We start from the raw sequence: 16865 nt of genomic DNA, 5'->3' as shown, positions 1-16865 counted from the left end.
TAACGCCAGAGGGCCGCGCAAGTCGTCTCCGACCTTCGGATGAGTCGGCGCTACACGCTGCCGGGCGCATGCCTGGGCTGGCTGAACCGTGGTTTCCTGCCTGGTGCGTGGCTGGCTACCTCCAGGAGCTGGTTGGATTTCTGCGTGTCGAGGATCACCATGGTCGAGGTCTCCGCGACGCAGGGAATCGCCTGCAATGCAGCGCTGATGAAGGTGCGGAGCGCCTCGATATCCCTGACCCAGACGCGCAAGAGATAGTCGACATTGCCGGTGACCAGCAGGCATTCCGTAATCTCGGGCTGGCCCTGGATCGCGGTCATGAACTGGCTTGCCGCATCCGGGCTTTGCTTGGCCAGTTTCACGCTCACCATCACGCAGATGCCGAAACCGAGCGCAGTCGGACTGATCTGCGCCGAGTACCCCTCGATGACGCCGGCGTCTTCGAGCCGCTTGATCCGGCGGCTGCATGGCGTCGGCGAAAGGCCGACTCTCTCGGCGAGTTCGAGAGTTGAAATCCGACCGTTATCCTGAAGTGCGGCCAGGATCCTTCGGTCGATCCGGTCCAATTCGATCATGAGTGATTTTCACTCCGGAATTGCGGGTTAATGGCGATTATCGGCAAAGGAAACGCAGCAGGCCGGAACATCGCACGGATTCTCTCACTTCGCGACTGTTATAGTCGCTCAAAGGACATCGTGCCCGGCTGAAACGAAGGTGGTTCAAGCGTCATGGCGATATCGAATGCCCAGCTGCCGGCAGCACGTCCTGCGCTCTCGCAGTGGTTCAAATCCGGCAATAGCATCACCCAGCAGTTCATGGCGATCGGCGGGCGGGCCGATATCATCAGCCTTGCCGGCGGACTGCCAGCGGCCGAGCTCTACCCGGTGGATGCGATCGCTGCCGCAAGCGAGCGGGCGCTGAAACGCTGGGGCGCCGTCGCGCTCGAATACGGCTCGGTCGAGGGGTTGCCGGCGTTGCGCCAGGCCATCGCCGAGCGCGTCACGGCCAGCACGGGAAGGCGGTTCGGACCGGAGAATGTGCTGCTGACGACAGGGGCGATGCAGGGGCTCGACCTGATCGGCAAGGCGCTGATCGATCCGGGCGACCTGATCGTCAATCAATTCCCGACCTATCTCGGCGCGCTCGATGCCTGGCGACCGCGCCACCCGCGCTATGAGGGGCTGGACTGGAGCCTGCAACGGCCCGGCTTCGACCTGGCACTGCGCCAGGCCAAGTTCGTCTATACCGTGCCGAACTATTCCAACCCGACTGGGGTGCTCGTCAGCCAGGCCGAGCGTGCGGCCTTGCTCGACAAGGTTCTCGAGGCCGGCACCTGGCTGGTCGAGGACGATCCCTATCTGCCGCTGCAGCTCGATGGCGAGGCCGGGCCCAGCATTCTCGCCGCCCATGCCGCGCGCTATCCGGATGGGGCCTATGATGGCCCGGTGATCTATCTGGGAACGCTGTCCAAAAGCCTCGTGCCCGGCCTGCGCGTCGGCTGGATCGTGGCCGAAGCCGGGATGATCGCGACATTGGCGCTCGCCAAGCAGTCGACCGACATCAGCAGCAGCATGTTCACCCAGGCGGTTGCGCTCGAACTGCTCGAAAGCGGCTTTGAGGCCACCCATATTCCGCGCATCGTCGCAGCCTATCGCGAGCGGCGCGATGCTCTTTGTGCCGCCGCTTCGCGCCATCTCGGCGAATGGTTCGAGTGGGATATCCCGCCTGGCGGCATGTTCGTCTGGATGCGGGCGAAGTCCAGCGAGATCGACACCAACGAACTCTACAACTGCGCGCTCGAGGAAAAGGTCGCCTTCGTGCCGAGCAGCGTGTTCGATCCCGATGGGGCGCTCAACAGCGCGATGCGGGTCAACTTCACGCGCTCCTCGCCAGAGGTTCTTGCCGAGGGCGTGCGCCGGCTGGAGCGGGCTGTTCAGCGCTATCTTGGCAGGCGTTCGGGACGGGCGGCCTGAGCTCGCGCTCATTGAATGCCCGCCCGGACAGAGCAAAGCGACGATCCGGGTTCTCTGCCTTCAACCCCTCCTGCCTGGTCCAGCATCAAGCCTTCCTCCGGTCGCCCGGGAGGGCGGGGCGTGAACCGAGTTTCTGAACCGCTACCAGAAAAGGCCATCACCATGCCGACCCGCCTCGACAATCCGCGCAATTCCCGCCTTCCCGATGGCCTGATCGACGCCTGGCGCGCGGTCCCGAGCTCGGTCATTGCCGACCAGCTCGGCGGTGTCGGCCATGCCGATTCGCGCATCCGGCCGATCCGGCCTTTTGCGCCGGGCACGCGGCTGACCGGCTCGGCCGTGACGGCCTGGTGCGAGCCGGCCGATTACGGGCCGGTGCATCATGCGATCGCGATTGCCGGTCCCGGCGATGTCGTCGTGGTCGCGGCAGGCGGGCGGCGAGATGCGGCGATGATCGGCGATCTGCTCGGCGGTGCCGCGCGCCTCAAGGGCATTGCCGGCGTCGTCGTCGACGGGGCGGTGCGGGATGTCGGGCCGGTCTCGCAATGGCCCGACTTCATCATGTTCTCGCGCTGGGTGATGCCACGCGGCCCCTCCTCGATGGAACGGGGCATCGTCAACGGCCCGATCGTGTTCGGCGGTGTCGCGGTGCAGCCGAACGATCTCGTCATCGGCGATGATGACGGGCTCGTTTTCGTGCCGCATGCGCTGGCCGAGGCGAAGCTGGAGCCCTGCCTTGCACGCGTCCGCGCCGAGGTGGAATGGGAGAGGGTCCTGGCGGGCGGCAAGTCGACGGTCGAGGTCTTCAGGGTCCCCGCAATCGAGCCACTCTGAAGCCTGCCCGAAATGTGGGCCGCGGTTTTCGGGAACGCCGAAGCACCCACAGAAGCCGAGATCATCGGGCCGGACACGATATCCGATCCGATGATCTAAGCTCCACGCCGCGGTGCCAACCCCCGCCGAGCCGCAGCCGGCCTTTCCCAACCGGCAATTGTGAGGATCGCACTGCTGCTGGCCCTGATCTCTCAGGCAGTAGCCCTGGCGCTCGCCAGCGGGGCATTGGTCCCGCGGAGCGTGATCGCAAAGGCAGCCGCGAACAGGCACAAGGCTCCGGCGATGAAGAAGGCCGGGAGATAGCTCTCGTAGACAGTCCGGCTGAAGCCGGCGCCATAGGCGGCGAAGGCTGCGCCGAGCTGGTGCCCGGCGAAGATCCAGCCGAAGACCAGGTTGGTCTTGTCGCCGAAACGGTCCGCCGCGATCTTCACGGTCGGCGGTACGGTCGCGACCCAATCCAGGCCGTAGAACACGGCAAACAGCGACAGGCCGTAGAACGAGAAGTCGCTGAAGGGGAGGTAGAGCAGCGAGAGGCCGCGCAGCCCGTAATACCAGAACAGCAGCCAGCGGCTGTCATAGCGATCCGAGAGCCAGCCTGAGCCCACCGTGCCGGCGAAATCGAAGATGCCGATCACTGCGAGCACGCCGGCCGCCGTGACCGCCGCCATGCCATAATCCCCGCAGAGCGCGATGAAATGGGTTTGCACCAGGCCGTTGGTGCTCGCGCCACAGATGAAGAAGGTTCCGAACAGCACCCAGAAGGTCTGGGTGCGCACCGCTTCGCGGAGCGCAACGAGCGGAGAGGCCAGCATGGTCAGCAGGCTGATCGGAGCCACAGGCGCTGGCTCGATCCTGGTCTCGCCATAGGGGGCGAGACCAACATCGGCGGGCCGGTCGCGCATCAACAGGAGCACGGCCACGGCCGCGATCACGATCATGGCCAGCACGAAGACCATGGCGGAGCGCCAGCCGACGCGCTCGGTCAGTTCCGCGAGCAAGGGCAGGAAGACGAGTTGCCCCGTAGCGGTGCTTGCCGTCAAAAGTCCGACCACCAGGCCGCGCCGTTGCGCAAACCAGCGCGTCGCGACGGTGGCGCCGAGCACCATCGCTGTCATGCCGGTGCCGAGACCGAGGACGATGCCCCAGAGCAGCATCAGGTGCCAAAGCTGCGTCATCACGAAGGAGCCGAGCACGCTGGCGGCGATGAAGGTCAGGGCGACGCCGACGACGGGCCGCAGGCCGAAGCGGTTCATGAACGCGGCGGCGAACGGGCCCATCAGGCCGAACAGGGCGAGGCGGATCGCCAGAGCGGAGGAAATCTCCGAGGTTGCCCAGCCGAATTCCTTCTGAAGAGGTCCGATCAGCACGCCCGGCGCGCCGACCGCGCCGGCCGTCACCAGCATGGTGAGGAAGGTCACGGCGGCAACGACCCAGCCATAATGCACGCCGCGCCGGGCGAAGAGCGCTGCAAGCCCGGTCGGGGCCGCGGGAGCGAGAGCGTCAGTGGGCATGCGAGTCTCCTAGTTGCGGGTATATGCCCGCATTTGTGCGAGAGATCAAAGTGAATCGAGTGCCGCGCGAAGGTTCCGCATGGCCTCGGCGCCGAGCCGGTCATCCAGCGCCTTCTGCGCTGCATGCCAGAGCGGAGCGCCGTCTTCGAGGACCTTTCGGCCCGCATCGGAGAGCGAGACCGTGGCCTCGCGCTGGTCCTTGCCGCGGCCGAGCGCCACGAGTTTCATTTTCTCGAGCACGCGGACATTGCGGCCGATCGTCGAGCGGTCGAGTTCGGTCAACCGCCCGAGTTCGGTCAAGGTGACGGGGGCGGAGCGCGCGATCGTCCGCATCAGGCTGAACTGCGCGATATTGACCCCGACCGGCGCCATGGCCTCGTCGTAGAAGGCAGCCATGCGGCGAGAGGCCGAACGCAAGGTCGTGCAGATGCAAGGGCTGGACATAGGTGCGGGTATATGCCCGTAATCATGAATTTGCAAGGGGTGCTGGAATGGGCACGCGCTGCGGTGCTTCCTTCAGGTGCCCTCCGGGATGCTCACATCACAGGGGGAGCATCCCGTCTTGGACTAATGGGCGACAAGCGCGTGGATAGCCTGGGCGTGCCGGGTGACTGGTAGGAAAAACTAGTTTCGACCGCCCGGCAGCCGCGGCAGCGGCATGAACTCGACGCCTTCCTCATGCAGCAGGCGGGCATCGTCTGGCGTCGCTTCGCCATAGATGGCGCGGTCATCGGCTTCGCCGTGATGGATCTTGAGAGCTTCCTCGGCAAAGCGGGGACCGACATGTTCGGCGGTCTCGGTGACGTGCTTATGCAGAGCCGTCAGCATTTCGCGGAAGGCGATTTCCTTCTCGCCCATCAGAGCGACGGGGGCTGGTGCAGGCGTTGCCGGGGCAGGGAGAGCCTCCGAACCAGGCGCCTCGGCGCGCGGTCCGCGATCTGTCCGCGTCACGCTCGGCGACATGATGGCGCGCTCGACCTTGCTGCTGTTGCAGACCGGGCAGGAGACGAGGCCGCGGCGCGACTGCTCCTCGAAGCTGGTGGAGCTCGCGAACCAGCTTTCGAACTCATGGGCGCTGTCGCAAAGAAGGGAATAGCGGATCATCGTTGACTCATGAGGCGGCTGGTCGCCGTGATACACCCGGACCGTCGCCGCGCCACCTGGCGCGGACGCCCGGCAATTCTGTCATTCCTCATGATGCGGCCTCATGCCGCGAGCAGCGTGTCGAGTTCGCCGCGGGCATCGAGCGCATGCAGGTCGTCGGAGCCGCCGACATGACGGTTGCCGATGAAGATCTGCGGGACGGAGCTGCGGCCGTCGGCCCTCTCGCTCATGGCGCGGCGCAGCTCCGGCTTGCCGTCGACATCGATCTCTTCAAAGGCCGCGCCCTTCTTCTTCAGGAGCGACTTGGCGGCGGTGCAATAGGGGCACCAGCTGGTGGTGTAGAGCGTGATCTGCGGCATGACGGTTCCGGCGATACTGTTCTGACACATCATGTAGTGTGCCATCAGGCATCCGTCACCACCCGCGCGAAGGTGAGGACATCGACATGGCTGGCGCCGGCACGCAGCAGGGCCCGTGCGGCCGCATTGACGGTCGAGCCGGTGGTGAGGACATCGTCGATAAGCAGGATGCGGCGGCCCGCGATCGTGGCTCTCATCGCCGGCAGGACCTTGAAGGCGCCCTGCAGGTTCTCGATACGTTGGGGACGCGTCAGGCCGATCTGCTGTTTCGTCCGCTTGACGCGCGTCAGCGCCTCTGGAGCGAGGGCGACGCCGCTCTGGCGCGCGACGACCCTTGCAAGTGCCGCAGCCTGGTTGAAGCGGCGGCGCCAGAGGCGTGTGCGATGCAGCGGCACTGGAACGACACAATCGGCCTCGACGAGGATTTCGCGGCCAGCCTGCGTCATCATCCGGCCGAGCGTGATCGCGAGCTCGAGGCGGTCGCCATATTTCAGGCGATGAACCAGCTCGCGCGCCGTCCCGTCGAAACGGCAGACGGCACGGGCGCGGGCAAAGGCCGGCGGCTCGGCGATCGCCGCAGGCGAGACGATGCCATCGCCGAGATCGATGGCGAAGGGCGTGCCGAGGCACTCGCAATACGGGCGCTCGATGAAGCCAATTCCGCTCCAGCATGCCGGGCAAAGGCCCTGAGCCTCGGCGGTCGCTCCCTTGCAGGCAACGCAGGACGGTGGATAGACGAGGCTTATCGCACTGCGCATCCCAAGCCGGGAGGCGGTCCCGACAACGTTCAGCCAGCGAGAGCCGGTGCCGGCCAGGGAGAAGGATTTTCTATCGTCGGTTCCCCGCGCGACCATACCTGTGTCGATCCCGGCCCGGAATGAGTGGCTGCATTGCTTTCATCCCATGCCAGCATTTGCGGCCCTGCCAATTCCGCATGCAAGTCTTATCTCCTCTTGCGTCCAACGCATGGCAAGGCGAGGTGACTTGTCTTGCCATGCGGTTTTCAAGCGCTTCATGGCAAGGGCCGCGAGCCAAGAGGAACCATCCAATGAGCCAGTCCGGTGATCACGCTGCCTCCCTGTTCACTCCGTTCAGTCTCGGCGAGATCGAACTCAGGAACCGCATCGTCATGGCGCCGCTGACGCGCAACCGCGCGACGCGGGGCAGCGATGCCCCGAATGCCTTGAATGTCGAGTACTACCGCCAGCGCGCCAGCGCCGGGCTTATCGTCACCGAAGGCACGCAGATCTCGCAGCAGGGCCAGGGCTATGTCTGGACGCCTGGCATCTATAACGACCAGCAGATCGCCGGCTGGAGGCAGGTGACCGACGCGGTCCATGCGGCCGGTGGCAAGATCATCACGCAGCTCTGGCATGTGGGGCGCGTCAGCCATGTCTCGCTGCAGCCCGGCCAGCAGGCGCCGGTCGCGCCCTCCGCCATCCCGGCCAATACCAAGACCTATATCGAAAGCGGCTTTACAGCGGTCTCCGAGCCGCGCGAGCTCGCTGCCGACGAAATCCCAGGCATCATCGCCGATTATGTTCGGGCGGCGGAGAACGCCAGGGCGGCCGGCTTCGACGGCATCGAGCTTCATGGTGCGCATGGCTATCTGCTCGACCAGTTCCTGCGCGACGGATCCAACAGGCGCAGCGACGCCTATGGTGGTTCGTTGGAAAATCGCGTGCGGCTCGTTCTCGAGGTGATCGAGGCCGTCGCAACGGTATTTCCGAGAGGCCGCATCGGCATCCGCATCTCGCCGGTGAGCCCGGCCAATGATGCGCGCGACAGCGATCCGCAGGCGCTGTTCGGCTATCTGGTCGAGCGGCTCAACGAAACCGGTATCGCCTTCATCCATGTCGTCGAAGGCGCGACGCGCGAGGCCCGCGACTATCTGCCGTTCGATTATCTGGCGCTGCGCAAGGCCTTCAAGGGCGCCTATATCGCCAATAACGGCTTCACCCGCGAACTTGCGATCGAGACGCTGGCCGAGGACCGGGCCGATCTCATCGCCTTTGGCCGGCTGTTCATCGCCAATCCCGATCTGGTCGAGCGGCTGCAGCAGGATGCACCGCTGAACGCGCCGGATGTCGCGACCTTCTATGGCGGCGATGCCACGGGCTATACGGACTACCCTTCACTGGCGGAAAAGGCCGCCTGATCGGCCGCCGCGACGCATGGAACCATGAGGGCGGGCGAGCGCACCGTCCGCCTTCATTCGATTTATCCCAAGGCTTATGCACGAAAACAGTTGCAGCGGCGCGGAAGCCCGACTAAACACCGCCCGTGCCGCGCTGCTCCCTTCGTCTAGCGGTCTAGGACGTCGCCCTCTCACGGCGAAAACAGGGGTTCGAGTCCCCTAGGGAGCGCCATCGGCCAGCTAAGCCTTTGAAAGGCTTAAACTCCCGAGAAATCAAAGGTTTCCTTAGCTCAGGCTGTCATACATTGTGGCATACATGAGCAGCGAAATTGTGCCCAAAGCCTCGTATCTGATCGTCCGCAACGGCAGGTTCTATTTCGACATGCGCGTGCCTGTGGACGTGGCCGCTGCCTTCGGCTCCAAGGCCGTCCGGTTCAGCCTGCGCACCAAGGAGCGCGCGAAGGCACTCCGCCTCATGGGCAAACATCTCGATCACTACATGGATCGGTTTGACGAGCTGCGCCGCACCGGCAACGCCGAAACAGTTCTTGCAGCGAAAGTCGCTCGGCACGATCTCGCCAAGCTGAGCCGGGCGGAGCTGGAGCGGCTGGTGACCGGCTATTACCGCGAAGTGATTGAGCCTGCTGCTATCAACCCTCCATTCGACCACGAGGACCGAGCCGAGCTTGTCGGCGAATGGAGTGACACGCTCGCCCGGGTAAGCGACCGCCACGACGAAGAGGGCAACGAGCGCGTTCAGCGCACCGCCGACCACATCTTGTCCAAGGCCGGTTGGCCGCAGACCTATACCACCGTTGGCACCATCGCGCGGCACTTGCCTACCGTTGATGTGGACCGAGCGGCGAAGCAATACAGCGATCTGATGAAACTCGTGCGCCGGGCCAGCGTCGAGGGCAGCCGTCTCGCCTTGGCTGAGTTGAAGGGTGCGCGGTTCACGCCGGCTGACCCGCTTTTTGCAACCGGGTTCGACCTTGTTGAGGCCAACGACAAGCTGGGGCCGCTCCTCTCCGAAGCGCTTTCCGCATGGAAGGAGGGCAGCGGCGTCCGCGGTAGCCGCAAGCCGCGTGAGCTGACCGCCATGGAGGCTGCAAGCGCCGTTCAGCGGTTCGCAGAGCTGCACGGTGATATCCGCATTGCGGAGATCACTAAGAAGCGGGTCCAGGAGTTCGCCGCCGCCATCTCGGCACTGCCCGCGCGGCTGCCGAAAAAGCTGGCGAAGCTCGCCCTGCCCGACCTGCTCCGCGAGGACTTGAACGAGTTTCCGCCAAGGGCGCCGGGCACGATCAACAAGGCGTTTCAGCTCCTCTCCGCCATTGTCGAGGATGCCCGGAAGCGCAGCCATCTTGAAAAGGCAGCCGCGTGGCCGAACCACTTCCCCTCTGCCCGGATCGAAGAGGACGACAACGAGGAGCGGGATCGCGAGCCGTTCAGTGCTGACAATCTCAAGTGCATCTTCGTTGATGGGCCTATCCATGGGCAGGGCAAGCGTCAGGAAGGCGGGCAAGGGGATGCTCAGTTCTGGCTGCCGCTGCTCGCTGTGTTCACGGGTGCGCGCCTCTCTGAGCTGGGCCAGCTCCGGGCTTGTGATGTCCGCTTCGATGATGGCGGCGTGGCGTACCTAGACATCGGAACATCCGGCGGGCGCACGGTGAAGACCCGGACCAGTGTCAGGAAGGTGCCTCTCCACCCAGAGCTGAGGCTGATGGGCTTCCTCGCCCATGTTGAGCGCGTGAAAGCGGCCGCTGGCGCTGAGGCGACGCTATGGCCGCTGTTGAAGTCTGCGGAGGGACGCGCGCGGACGGCTGCATTTAGCCAGTGGTTCGGCAACTACTTGCGCCGGACGCCCGTTAGTATCACGGACCCTCGCAAGGTCTTTCATTCGTTTCGGCACCTCTTCAAGGACATGTGCCGTGACGCCGGTCTCTCAGAGGACGTGCATGACGCCCTGACGGGGCACGCTGCCGGGAAAAGTGTCGGGCGCAGCTATGGCGCAGGTCATTCAGTGGCGCGCTTGTACGCCGGGATCAGCAAGGTGAAGGCGCCGGTAGACCTCTTGCATCTCCATACGACGAAGGTCCCCACGGCGCCGCCCGAATGGGTGCCGCGTTAAGCGCTAGTCATGGGCTTTGTAAAGCGACCGATTCGCTCGGGGGGTTATACACGAACATTTCACGTGGCCGCCGGCCAAAAAAAGGCCGTTACCGAAATGGGCTCCGGCCCTTGTTCGGGGGCTCAGGCGTTTCGGCGGTGCGGGCCGCTTCCCACATCTCACGTCGCCGGCGCGCCGCCGCTGCCGCCGCCTCGTGTTGGTCATGGCGGTGGAGTTCCTCCTCCGCCATCTCTTCTGTAGGCTCGTGGCCGTGACGGATCCTTGGGCGGCAAGTTCAGAGTTCTCGACATCCACCGAAGAGGTGACAAGCGGCACGAATTCATATGCTGTCCCCGACTACCACTTTAGGAAGCCGCGTTACGCGGCGCATTTGAACACCGGGGACAGACCCATGGGCAATTCGGGACGGCTGGTAGGCCCCCTGCGTGATTAGGGCCGATTCGCGCTAGGTGCCCGACACGAACCGACAATCACGCTGCCGTACACTTGGTTGCAAGGTCAGGGCATGACGGTGGCCGGCTTGTCGCCCGGCAGGTAGCCACGCTCGGCCATGCAGCCGACGTAGACGCTGACCGCCTTCTTGCGCTGCTGGCCAACGACTTGGTCGGTCATAAGGTTTCCAGCGAGATTGGTGTTGTAGAAGACCGGCGCAGCGCCGAGTGAGGCCTTGTTTGTCTCCCCAGCGCAAACCGCCATGTGCTGCTTCGCCTTCAACTCCAGTTCGGGTTCAGGGCAAGTCGCGTGCGATGCACGAGCCGGCGTTTACGACTGTGATGGGGCCGTACTTGACGTTTTCCGTGTAGGCGAGCCTTTTTCGTTTTGATGCAAGCAGCGCTTCAATCGGCGCATTTTGAGGGAGCTGCGGCGGCTTCTCGACACGTGCCTCAAGATCGTCGCCCTTTACGATAATCACGTCCAAGTCGCTCGCTTCCGAGAGCGCCGCGTTTAGCGCCCCCATGCAGAACCCGTCTGCCTCGCACCTCAGGAAATATCGGTGCGCCCGGTCGATGATTACCAGAGGATAGCCGGGAGCGCCCGCCTGGCAGTTACCGGCCTCGCACTTCGACGAGCGCTCGATCCGGCATACCAGAATATCCTTTGGCGCGGAAAAAGCGCTGGACCACGTGAATAATCCAATCGCGGCCGCGACTGCTACCTGCGCCTGGAACATGCGGAGTTACCTTTCGCGACAACTCACTTAGCGACAGCTTGGAAACCGCTCAGATAAACCGAGCCGGCTCTGACATCCATCAAGGAGAATGTTTGGCCCGAAAGTCAGCAAAGCGCTTTTCAAGGCTTCGCTTGGATGCGCCGATCGATGGGTCCTCGGTTGGCCGCAGTTTTCTCCCGGCCAGCTTAGCGTACATCGATCCATTCAGTGCGTCAGCCACGGTAACTGTTCGAGATGCTGGCTCGATACCGATCAGACCACAGTCAAACAGAGTATGGATATCAGATCTCAACAATAATCCATTGGAAACGTGGTTGGTTAATCTGCCCGAGTAGGGATAAATGTGTGCTGCTTCCAACACAGCTTCCACAGCACATCCACTTATCGCGCAACGCCGGCCATAGGCGGCCATAAGTACTGCTCGAAATGCAGCTTGCCCACGTCGCATACGAATTGCGCGGACAGCGCGCTCTCGCTCGTCACCAACACTGTCGGGATCAAAACCAATGTCGTCAGGATCGGAATGCCTGATCGGCGATAGCGGGCGAATTGCCAACGCCAACCGATTTTCCAGTTCTCGCGCGACATCCTCAGGCACGCCGTTGCCGCTCCGCTGTGCTTCAATGAGCTGTATCGGCACCAAATCGGCGAGCGCGTCGTGATCCAGCAGGAAAGCCTGCTTAGGATTTACCAGGTGGCTGAACCTGACCCGCGCTCGATCGGTCAAACCGGCGTCTTTATCAGTCGGATCAAACTGTTGGCGGGGAGCTTCGATCAGCTCACCGATACCGAAGATGCCTCGCTGTCCGGCGCCTTGCTTGAACAGGTAGACGCGGTCGCCGATCGAAGCCGCTTTGGAGGATGCGACCCGCCACAGCGGTGTGGCAGTCGCCGGATCAGTTTCAAAGCTGCGGATAAGTTCATCCATTTGCTCTGGGGGCCATCCTCGTGGAGAAGCTGGGCTGAGCGGCTTATAGGTCAACCAAAATGCGGGCACGCGGTGAAAGCCTTTTTCGGAGATGTCACAAACTGCCGCCCGACTGATGTCTGAGCGATGAAGGGATCGCAATCCTGAATGGAGGCTGCCCATTTTGCCGTGGCCTATGTGCCGGAGGATCTCGAACGCTTGGTCTCGACCTTCGCCTATCGACACCTTTAGGTTTGGTGTGGCCCGCAGGTTCGTCCCATGACGGACACACGGCAAAACCCGCGCTCAAGTCATCTTAGTTGAAGTCCCTGTGATGCCTGCGACTAGTCGTAGTCGCGCAGCCATACGGCCGTTGGCGCCTTCGGCAAGCATGCACGCTATCCGCGAGGCAGCTTGCGCGCCAACCCTACGTCTCGATCCTGCGCAAGTCCGCGCGGCTGATGAGTCGATTCCGCACTTGCGGGCTCGGTGCGGAGTGCAACTCGAAGTGGCTACTGAGCTATGATCCTTGGAGCTGGCGAACCTCATTGACCAGGGGATGCTTTGAGTTTTCGGGATCTCGGAGAATAGAAATTGCCTCGGCCGTTGCTGCCTTCGTGGGAAATGCAATCCCCCGAAAAGCGCGATCCTTGAAATGCACAAATTTATATCTTTTTAGTATGTCAATTATAGTGTCAACATATCTCAACTGGCTGTAATTGACCCCCCGCTTTAGAGCATTCAATCGCCTACCACTCCTCGATTGAACGAATAATTTGTCCAGCATAAATACGAGAGATTGCACTGCATCGTTATCAGAAGCTTCGGCTGCCTCCCTAAGAGTATCATATGGAGGCAAAACTCTTTCAATAACGTTTTGAGACAAAGCTGACCTCAAAACGTCCTCCGGAAAATGTGTCCTTACGGTATCAATTGCGCATTTATGGAAAGCAGGAATTCGATTTAGATCGGAAACGGAAATCGACAATTCTTCAAAATAACAGCTTTGAAGAGAGAAGTTATTTAAATCTGCTTCATCTTCGTCAAAGCGTAAGCGGTCGCCCATCTGATCGGACGCGATAACAAGGCGCGATAAGCTGGCGCCGATATCATTGGCGGCCTGAAGCAAATCGAGCAGGATGGAGTTCGTAGGGTCAGAACTCGAAATACGTTCCATCGCCCCAAAAATGTACCCGGAAGCGGGCGCGTCTGAACCGAGCCCATCAACCGCTATCTCGATTGTCAGTTCGGAAGGGGCGTGTATTGCCCCCTTGAAGTGGGCAACGTTTTCCGGGGCAGGAGAGCGGATGGCATCAGAAAAATCTAAACCGGACAGAGCGTCTGCGAAATTGTTGTCAACGAACCAGCGGGCGCCGGCAGAGATAATGTCCGTCTTATAATCGCCTCCAGTATTACCGACCAGCCCTGGGAGACGAAGCAATGCCGTGAGTGTACGACCTTCAGGTTCAACTTGCGTTACATCGAAGAAAGATTGCTTACAATCGTCGAACGTCACCGGACCAAGTCGGTTGTTTTTCTTTCGGCACTGAGTAGATATTCTGCCATATATCTTACGAAGTTCATTTGGGTGCAGTGCTATATATACCTGATCTACCTCGCGCGAGCAGATCCGATCGATCAAAAAGCTCCATCCTTTGGCTGCATCTGGATCAAACGCATCCGATTTCCCTTGGTCGCTGAGCAACTGTCTGGACAGTAGATAGCCGACAAGGAGCGGGCGCCTGGGCAGCCAAGCGGGAAGCGATTGTCCAGCGAAGCCCTTCTTATCCAAATAGTAGCCGATCTGACGCTCGTCAAAATCGCTCAAGTAGTAACTTTTGGTTGGGATGCGTGTCCTAAGACATTCTTGTAAATCTTTCTCGTCATCAAAGAAATTTGATCGACCTGCCAGAATTAAACTTGATCTGGAAGGAGTTTCATCTACCAATCTTCTTACTAGTTCAAGTGCCGATTGACGAATGTCTCGAACCCTCTTTGTGTCTCTTGTCGATACTCGCGGCGTTAGTTCGTCAAAACCATCCAGAAGCAGGTAGATATACCCGGCGCGCCACGCCCGAACTAAATGAGCCGGATCGGGCATGCCAATCATCCGCGCATGCCTCGTAAGCGCCTCCATGGGGTCAAACTGCTCTATATGGTCTCTCAAGTTTAAATATACAGGAAACGCGGTGTCTGATCCATTTTCGTGATTAGATCCAAGTCTAAAAAATAGATCCCTCAAAAACATGCTTTTGCCGACGCCGAATTCTCCCATAAGAATAGATCTAGTCGGTTCTGTCGAGAATTTACGCCAAAAGACAGAATTTGAAATTCTTTCGGTGCCATCCTTATCTATCAATTCGACAGGGACATATTCATCATTTGAAATCTCAAAGCCGTCGTTTTCTACGTTCCTAGCACTTCCGAACGGATATTTTGACCTGAGTCTTAAGTATTTCTTGCTATCAACCAATTTTGCATAAAAAGTATGATAAGTCTGGTGTKATACCCTGCCACTATAGCCGAGGATTTTTGTTCCTTGTTCTCCCGTCGGCTCTTGCGCAGTCACAAACCAACCTTTAACCGCCTTGTCGGGATACTGAGCTCTAAATTTTTCAATCAAACTTGATATTTTCGCGAGGTCGTGTTCTGCTTTGTCGGCCTTCCGGCTGATCGTTGCTTCTACGATGTGGATATTTTCTTCAGTTACAAATATCCCGTCCCTCTCGAACCCTCCGATTGTTGCTGGCCCCGCATAACTGCTGCCGCTCCACAGTTCGCGCGCAATGTTGCGAACTTCCCGCTCAAAGCCGGGGCCATCGGACAAAGTCAAACGCATCAGTCGCTCTCGGAGATCGTGGACATGCAGGATCAGCGACATTTCCGGTTATATAAGAGAGACACAATGGCTTCGTGGTGGATTTCCACTGGGAGTTGAAAGGTTGCCGCCATTTGAGCGCAAAGTTGCTGAGAGGTATGGCAGTCCGCTGGTCTCGTTTTGGGCATTTTCCGTAGACCAGCGCGCCGCTGGATCGCGCAGTTTGCTCTGCGGGTTTAAATTGCGCGGGGGCCACGCATACCAATCAAAATGAACCGACGGCATGCCGCGCCTTTGGCGCCCATTTCTGGGAGGCGTAATTGCAACCGGGTTCAAACGGCCGCGCTGTCAGATGCCGCTTCAAGCCCGCGATAGACGGATGCGCGGCCAATGCCTAGGCGCCGAGCGATATCGGTCGCACCGACGCCTTCTGCGGCTAGCGCCCGAGCCTGCACTGTATCGATGGAAGGTCTCCGGCCCTCGTAGACGCCTTCGGCTTTCGCCTTGGCGATGCCTTCCATCTGACGCTCTTTGCGGATGGCTGCGGTCTCCTATACAGCCAATTTGTCCGGCCAATGTTAGCAGTGAAGCCATCAGACCGGCAAGAATAGCGGCTTCTAAAGGCGAGGGACGGATGTTATGCTAAAGAGAATCTCCAGAGCCCGATGTCGAGCGCACTCATTTGGCGAATTTGCTCCCACGTCAGACGGTCCTCACTAAGGAATTCGAAAATTCCATTCACAATCCGAGGGATCGCAATTCTCGACCGTACTTCTGATGGCAACTCGCTTACCATTTCACTCATTGGTTTTGAGTAGCGATCTTGATGTTCTTGCATCTTGCTCATGATCGAGGCGCCGTCTTTGGCCGAAAGCGAAGCCGCACATCTTACTTTGGGATTGCCGGGCGGCGACATGCGCAATTGACTGCCAGAAGAAGAGCCATCGAATGAGTGCCCCAAGCCATTAATATAGGCTTCGATTGCCGCTGGTGTGTCCTCCTTCCAGATTGTTGTGAACCACACCGATGCGTCCGCGTCAGTGAGCATGAACATGACGCCGCGCTGCGCGTCGCGCTCAACATCTGTCAAGGCGCGGAGCCGATCGCGTAGCTCTATGCGTTCTCTGCGCTTCTTTTCGGACATGTTAATGCCTTCGAACTTGCGGAGAGCCTCAAGTAGATTGTCGGTTTCTCGTTGGCGGATAACGATATGTCCTGTTGGCCAACTGCGAAGGTCCTGCGATAGCTCCGTTACACTAAGCTCAAGCTCGACAGCCGTCTTCTCCAACTTACCCCCTGACAGCATCCAGGTTGCAAGTAGCGGTGAGCGCGGAGCACCGCCTCCTGAAGGGCTGAAATGTTTATCCGCAACATGAGGGTCGAGCGTGGCGCGCCGCACGATTTCACCCCAGCCAAGCAGCACAACTTGGAACCACTTTTTCTTCTTGTGCTGCTCATTAATCTTTCGGACGTGTGCGAGAAGCGCTGCATCTTCGGGCGCGGTGGTGAGAATATAGAAGGCTTTGAGCGCCGGCCTGAAATTGAGTGCCTCACTAACTTCTCCGTCGATCTGGGCGGCGGTCAGCTTACTTACCGGCCATTTTGAGCGCTTCTTGCACTGTAAGCCAACAGGGTAGAGGCCACCGTTTTGCGCGACGATATCCACCCCATACTGCCGCTGCCCCGCTCGCCCATGACGAACGAGCCCGGGATCACGCCAAGCCGACTGAAAAATATCGGCACATAACTCTTCGAATTGCTCCCAGGAACGGGGAGGGCCGTAGTCAACATGCACATGATAGCTCAATTTTGGGTCCTATTGCGTAGCAACCGCGCCCAGGCCGAGCGGAACTAAACTCATACGTGCCTGAGCAACATGCAAAGTGACTTTTACCGCCATTTTGCGCAGCAAATCCTAAC

General features: G+C 60.5%; 15 protein-coding genes, 1 tRNA gene and 1 pseudogene. 5 read left to right on the top strand and 12 right to left on the bottom strand.

The window, feature by feature from the left end; all coding sequences use genetic code 11:
* Positions 1–50: 50 nt before the first annotated feature.
* Positions 51–575: an Lrp/AsnC family transcriptional regulator gene (locus tag AC1DW9_RS03095; RefSeq protein WP_441504450.1), complete on the bottom strand. Its 525-nt coding sequence runs from the start codon at positions 573–575 to the stop codon at positions 51–53.
* A 153-nt stretch (positions 576–728) separates the two neighbouring features.
* On the opposite strand from AC1DW9_RS03095, the gene AC1DW9_RS03090 reads away from it, so the two are divergent.
* Together AC1DW9_RS03090 and AC1DW9_RS03085 are read left to right on the top strand one after the other, a co-directional pair.
* Positions 729–1973 (top strand): aminotransferase-like domain-containing protein, encoded by a 1245-nt coding sequence (locus tag AC1DW9_RS03090; protein WP_476775600.1) that lies wholly within the window; start codon positions 729–731, stop codon positions 1971–1973.
* Between the two features lie 120 nt (positions 1974–2093).
* Positions 2094–2807, top strand: a complete 714-nt coding sequence (locus tag AC1DW9_RS03085; RefSeq protein ID WP_476775601.1) for an RraA family protein — start codon at positions 2094–2096, stop codon at positions 2805–2807.
* A gap of 191 nt (positions 2808–2998) precedes the next feature.
* Here the strand turns inward: AC1DW9_RS03085 and AC1DW9_RS03080 are convergent, their stop codons facing one another.
* The 5 genes from AC1DW9_RS03080 to AC1DW9_RS03060 form a co-directional block, all read right to left on the bottom strand.
* Complete coding sequence (locus AC1DW9_RS03080; protein WP_441504453.1) at positions 2999–4318, bottom strand: MFS transporter; 1320 nt, start codon at positions 4316–4318, stop codon at positions 2999–3001.
* Positions 4319–4363: 45 nt separating this feature from the next.
* Positions 4364–4714, bottom strand: a complete 351-nt coding sequence (locus AC1DW9_RS03075) for a MarR family winged helix-turn-helix transcriptional regulator (RefSeq protein ID WP_441504454.1) — start codon at positions 4712–4714, stop codon at positions 4364–4366.
* 228 nt (positions 4715–4942) lie between these two features.
* Positions 4943–5422: a DUF1178 family protein gene (locus tag AC1DW9_RS03070; RefSeq protein ID WP_441488067.1), complete on the bottom strand. Its 480-nt coding sequence runs from the start codon at positions 5420–5422 to the stop codon at positions 4943–4945.
* A gap of 101 nt (positions 5423–5523) precedes the next feature.
* Positions 5524–5781, bottom strand: a complete 258-nt coding sequence (gene grxC, locus AC1DW9_RS03065; protein ID WP_476775644.1) for a glutaredoxin 3 — start codon at positions 5779–5781, stop codon at positions 5524–5526.
* 44 nt (positions 5782–5825) lie between these two features.
* Positions 5826–6539, bottom strand: coding sequence for a ComF family protein (locus AC1DW9_RS03060; RefSeq protein ID WP_441504455.1), 714 nt, complete (start codon positions 6537–6539; stop codon positions 5826–5828).
* Positions 6540–6829: 290 nt separating this feature from the next.
* Between AC1DW9_RS03060 and AC1DW9_RS03055 the strand changes: the two genes are divergently transcribed.
* From AC1DW9_RS03055 to AC1DW9_RS03045, 3 genes are all read left to right on the top strand, one after another.
* Positions 6830–7939 (top strand): alkene reductase, encoded by a 1110-nt coding sequence (locus AC1DW9_RS03055; protein ID WP_441504456.1) that lies wholly within the window; start codon positions 6830–6832, stop codon positions 7937–7939.
* A gap of 135 nt (positions 7940–8074) precedes the next feature.
* Positions 8075–8150: transfer RNA gene (locus AC1DW9_RS03050), tRNA-Glu, on the top strand.
* An 84-nt stretch (positions 8151–8234) separates the two neighbouring features.
* Positions 8235–10049 carry a DUF6538 domain-containing protein gene (locus AC1DW9_RS03045; protein ID WP_476775602.1) on the top strand — a complete coding sequence of 605 codons (1815 nt, stop codon included), beginning with the start codon at positions 8235–8237 and terminating at the stop codon, positions 10047–10049.
* A 498-nt stretch (positions 10050–10547) separates the two neighbouring features.
* On the opposite strand, the gene AC1DW9_RS03040 is transcribed toward AC1DW9_RS03045, so the two are convergent.
* The 6 genes and pseudogenes from AC1DW9_RS03040 to AC1DW9_RS03015 form a co-directional block, all read right to left on the bottom strand.
* Complete coding sequence (locus AC1DW9_RS03040; protein WP_476775603.1) at positions 10548–10745, bottom strand: hypothetical protein; 198 nt, start codon at positions 10743–10745, stop codon at positions 10548–10550.
* Between the two features lie 31 nt (positions 10746–10776).
* Positions 10777–11220 carry a hypothetical protein gene (locus tag AC1DW9_RS03035; RefSeq protein ID WP_476775604.1) on the bottom strand — a complete coding sequence of 148 codons (444 nt, stop codon included), beginning with the start codon at positions 11218–11220 and terminating at the stop codon, positions 10777–10779.
* A 79-nt stretch (positions 11221–11299) separates the two neighbouring features.
* On the bottom strand, positions 11300–12148 hold the full coding sequence (locus tag AC1DW9_RS03030) for an HNH endonuclease (protein WP_476775605.1): 849 nt from the start codon (positions 12146–12148) through the stop codon (positions 11300–11302).
* A 499-nt stretch (positions 12149–12647) separates the two neighbouring features.
* Positions 12648–14966 carry an NACHT domain-containing protein gene (locus AC1DW9_RS03025; RefSeq protein ID WP_476855023.1) on the bottom strand — a complete coding sequence of 773 codons (2319 nt, stop codon included), beginning with the start codon at positions 14964–14966 and terminating at the stop codon, positions 12648–12650.
* Between the two features lie 311 nt (positions 14967–15277).
* Positions 15278–15484: pseudogene (locus AC1DW9_RS03020) on the bottom strand (helix-turn-helix domain-containing protein); the annotation flags it as partial.
* Between the two features lie 98 nt (positions 15485–15582).
* The gene (locus AC1DW9_RS03015) at positions 15583–16752 is read right to left on the bottom strand and encodes a hypothetical protein (protein ID WP_476775607.1); all 1170 of its coding nucleotides are present in this window, start codon (positions 16750–16752) and stop codon (positions 15583–15585) included.
* Positions 16753–16865: the final 113 nt, after the last annotated feature.

It is taken from the genome of Allobosea sp. P4_E12 (assembly GCF_056401655.1).
Note: the sequence above shows the minus strand (reverse complement) of the source record. Positions and strands in the feature narration are given on the sequence as shown.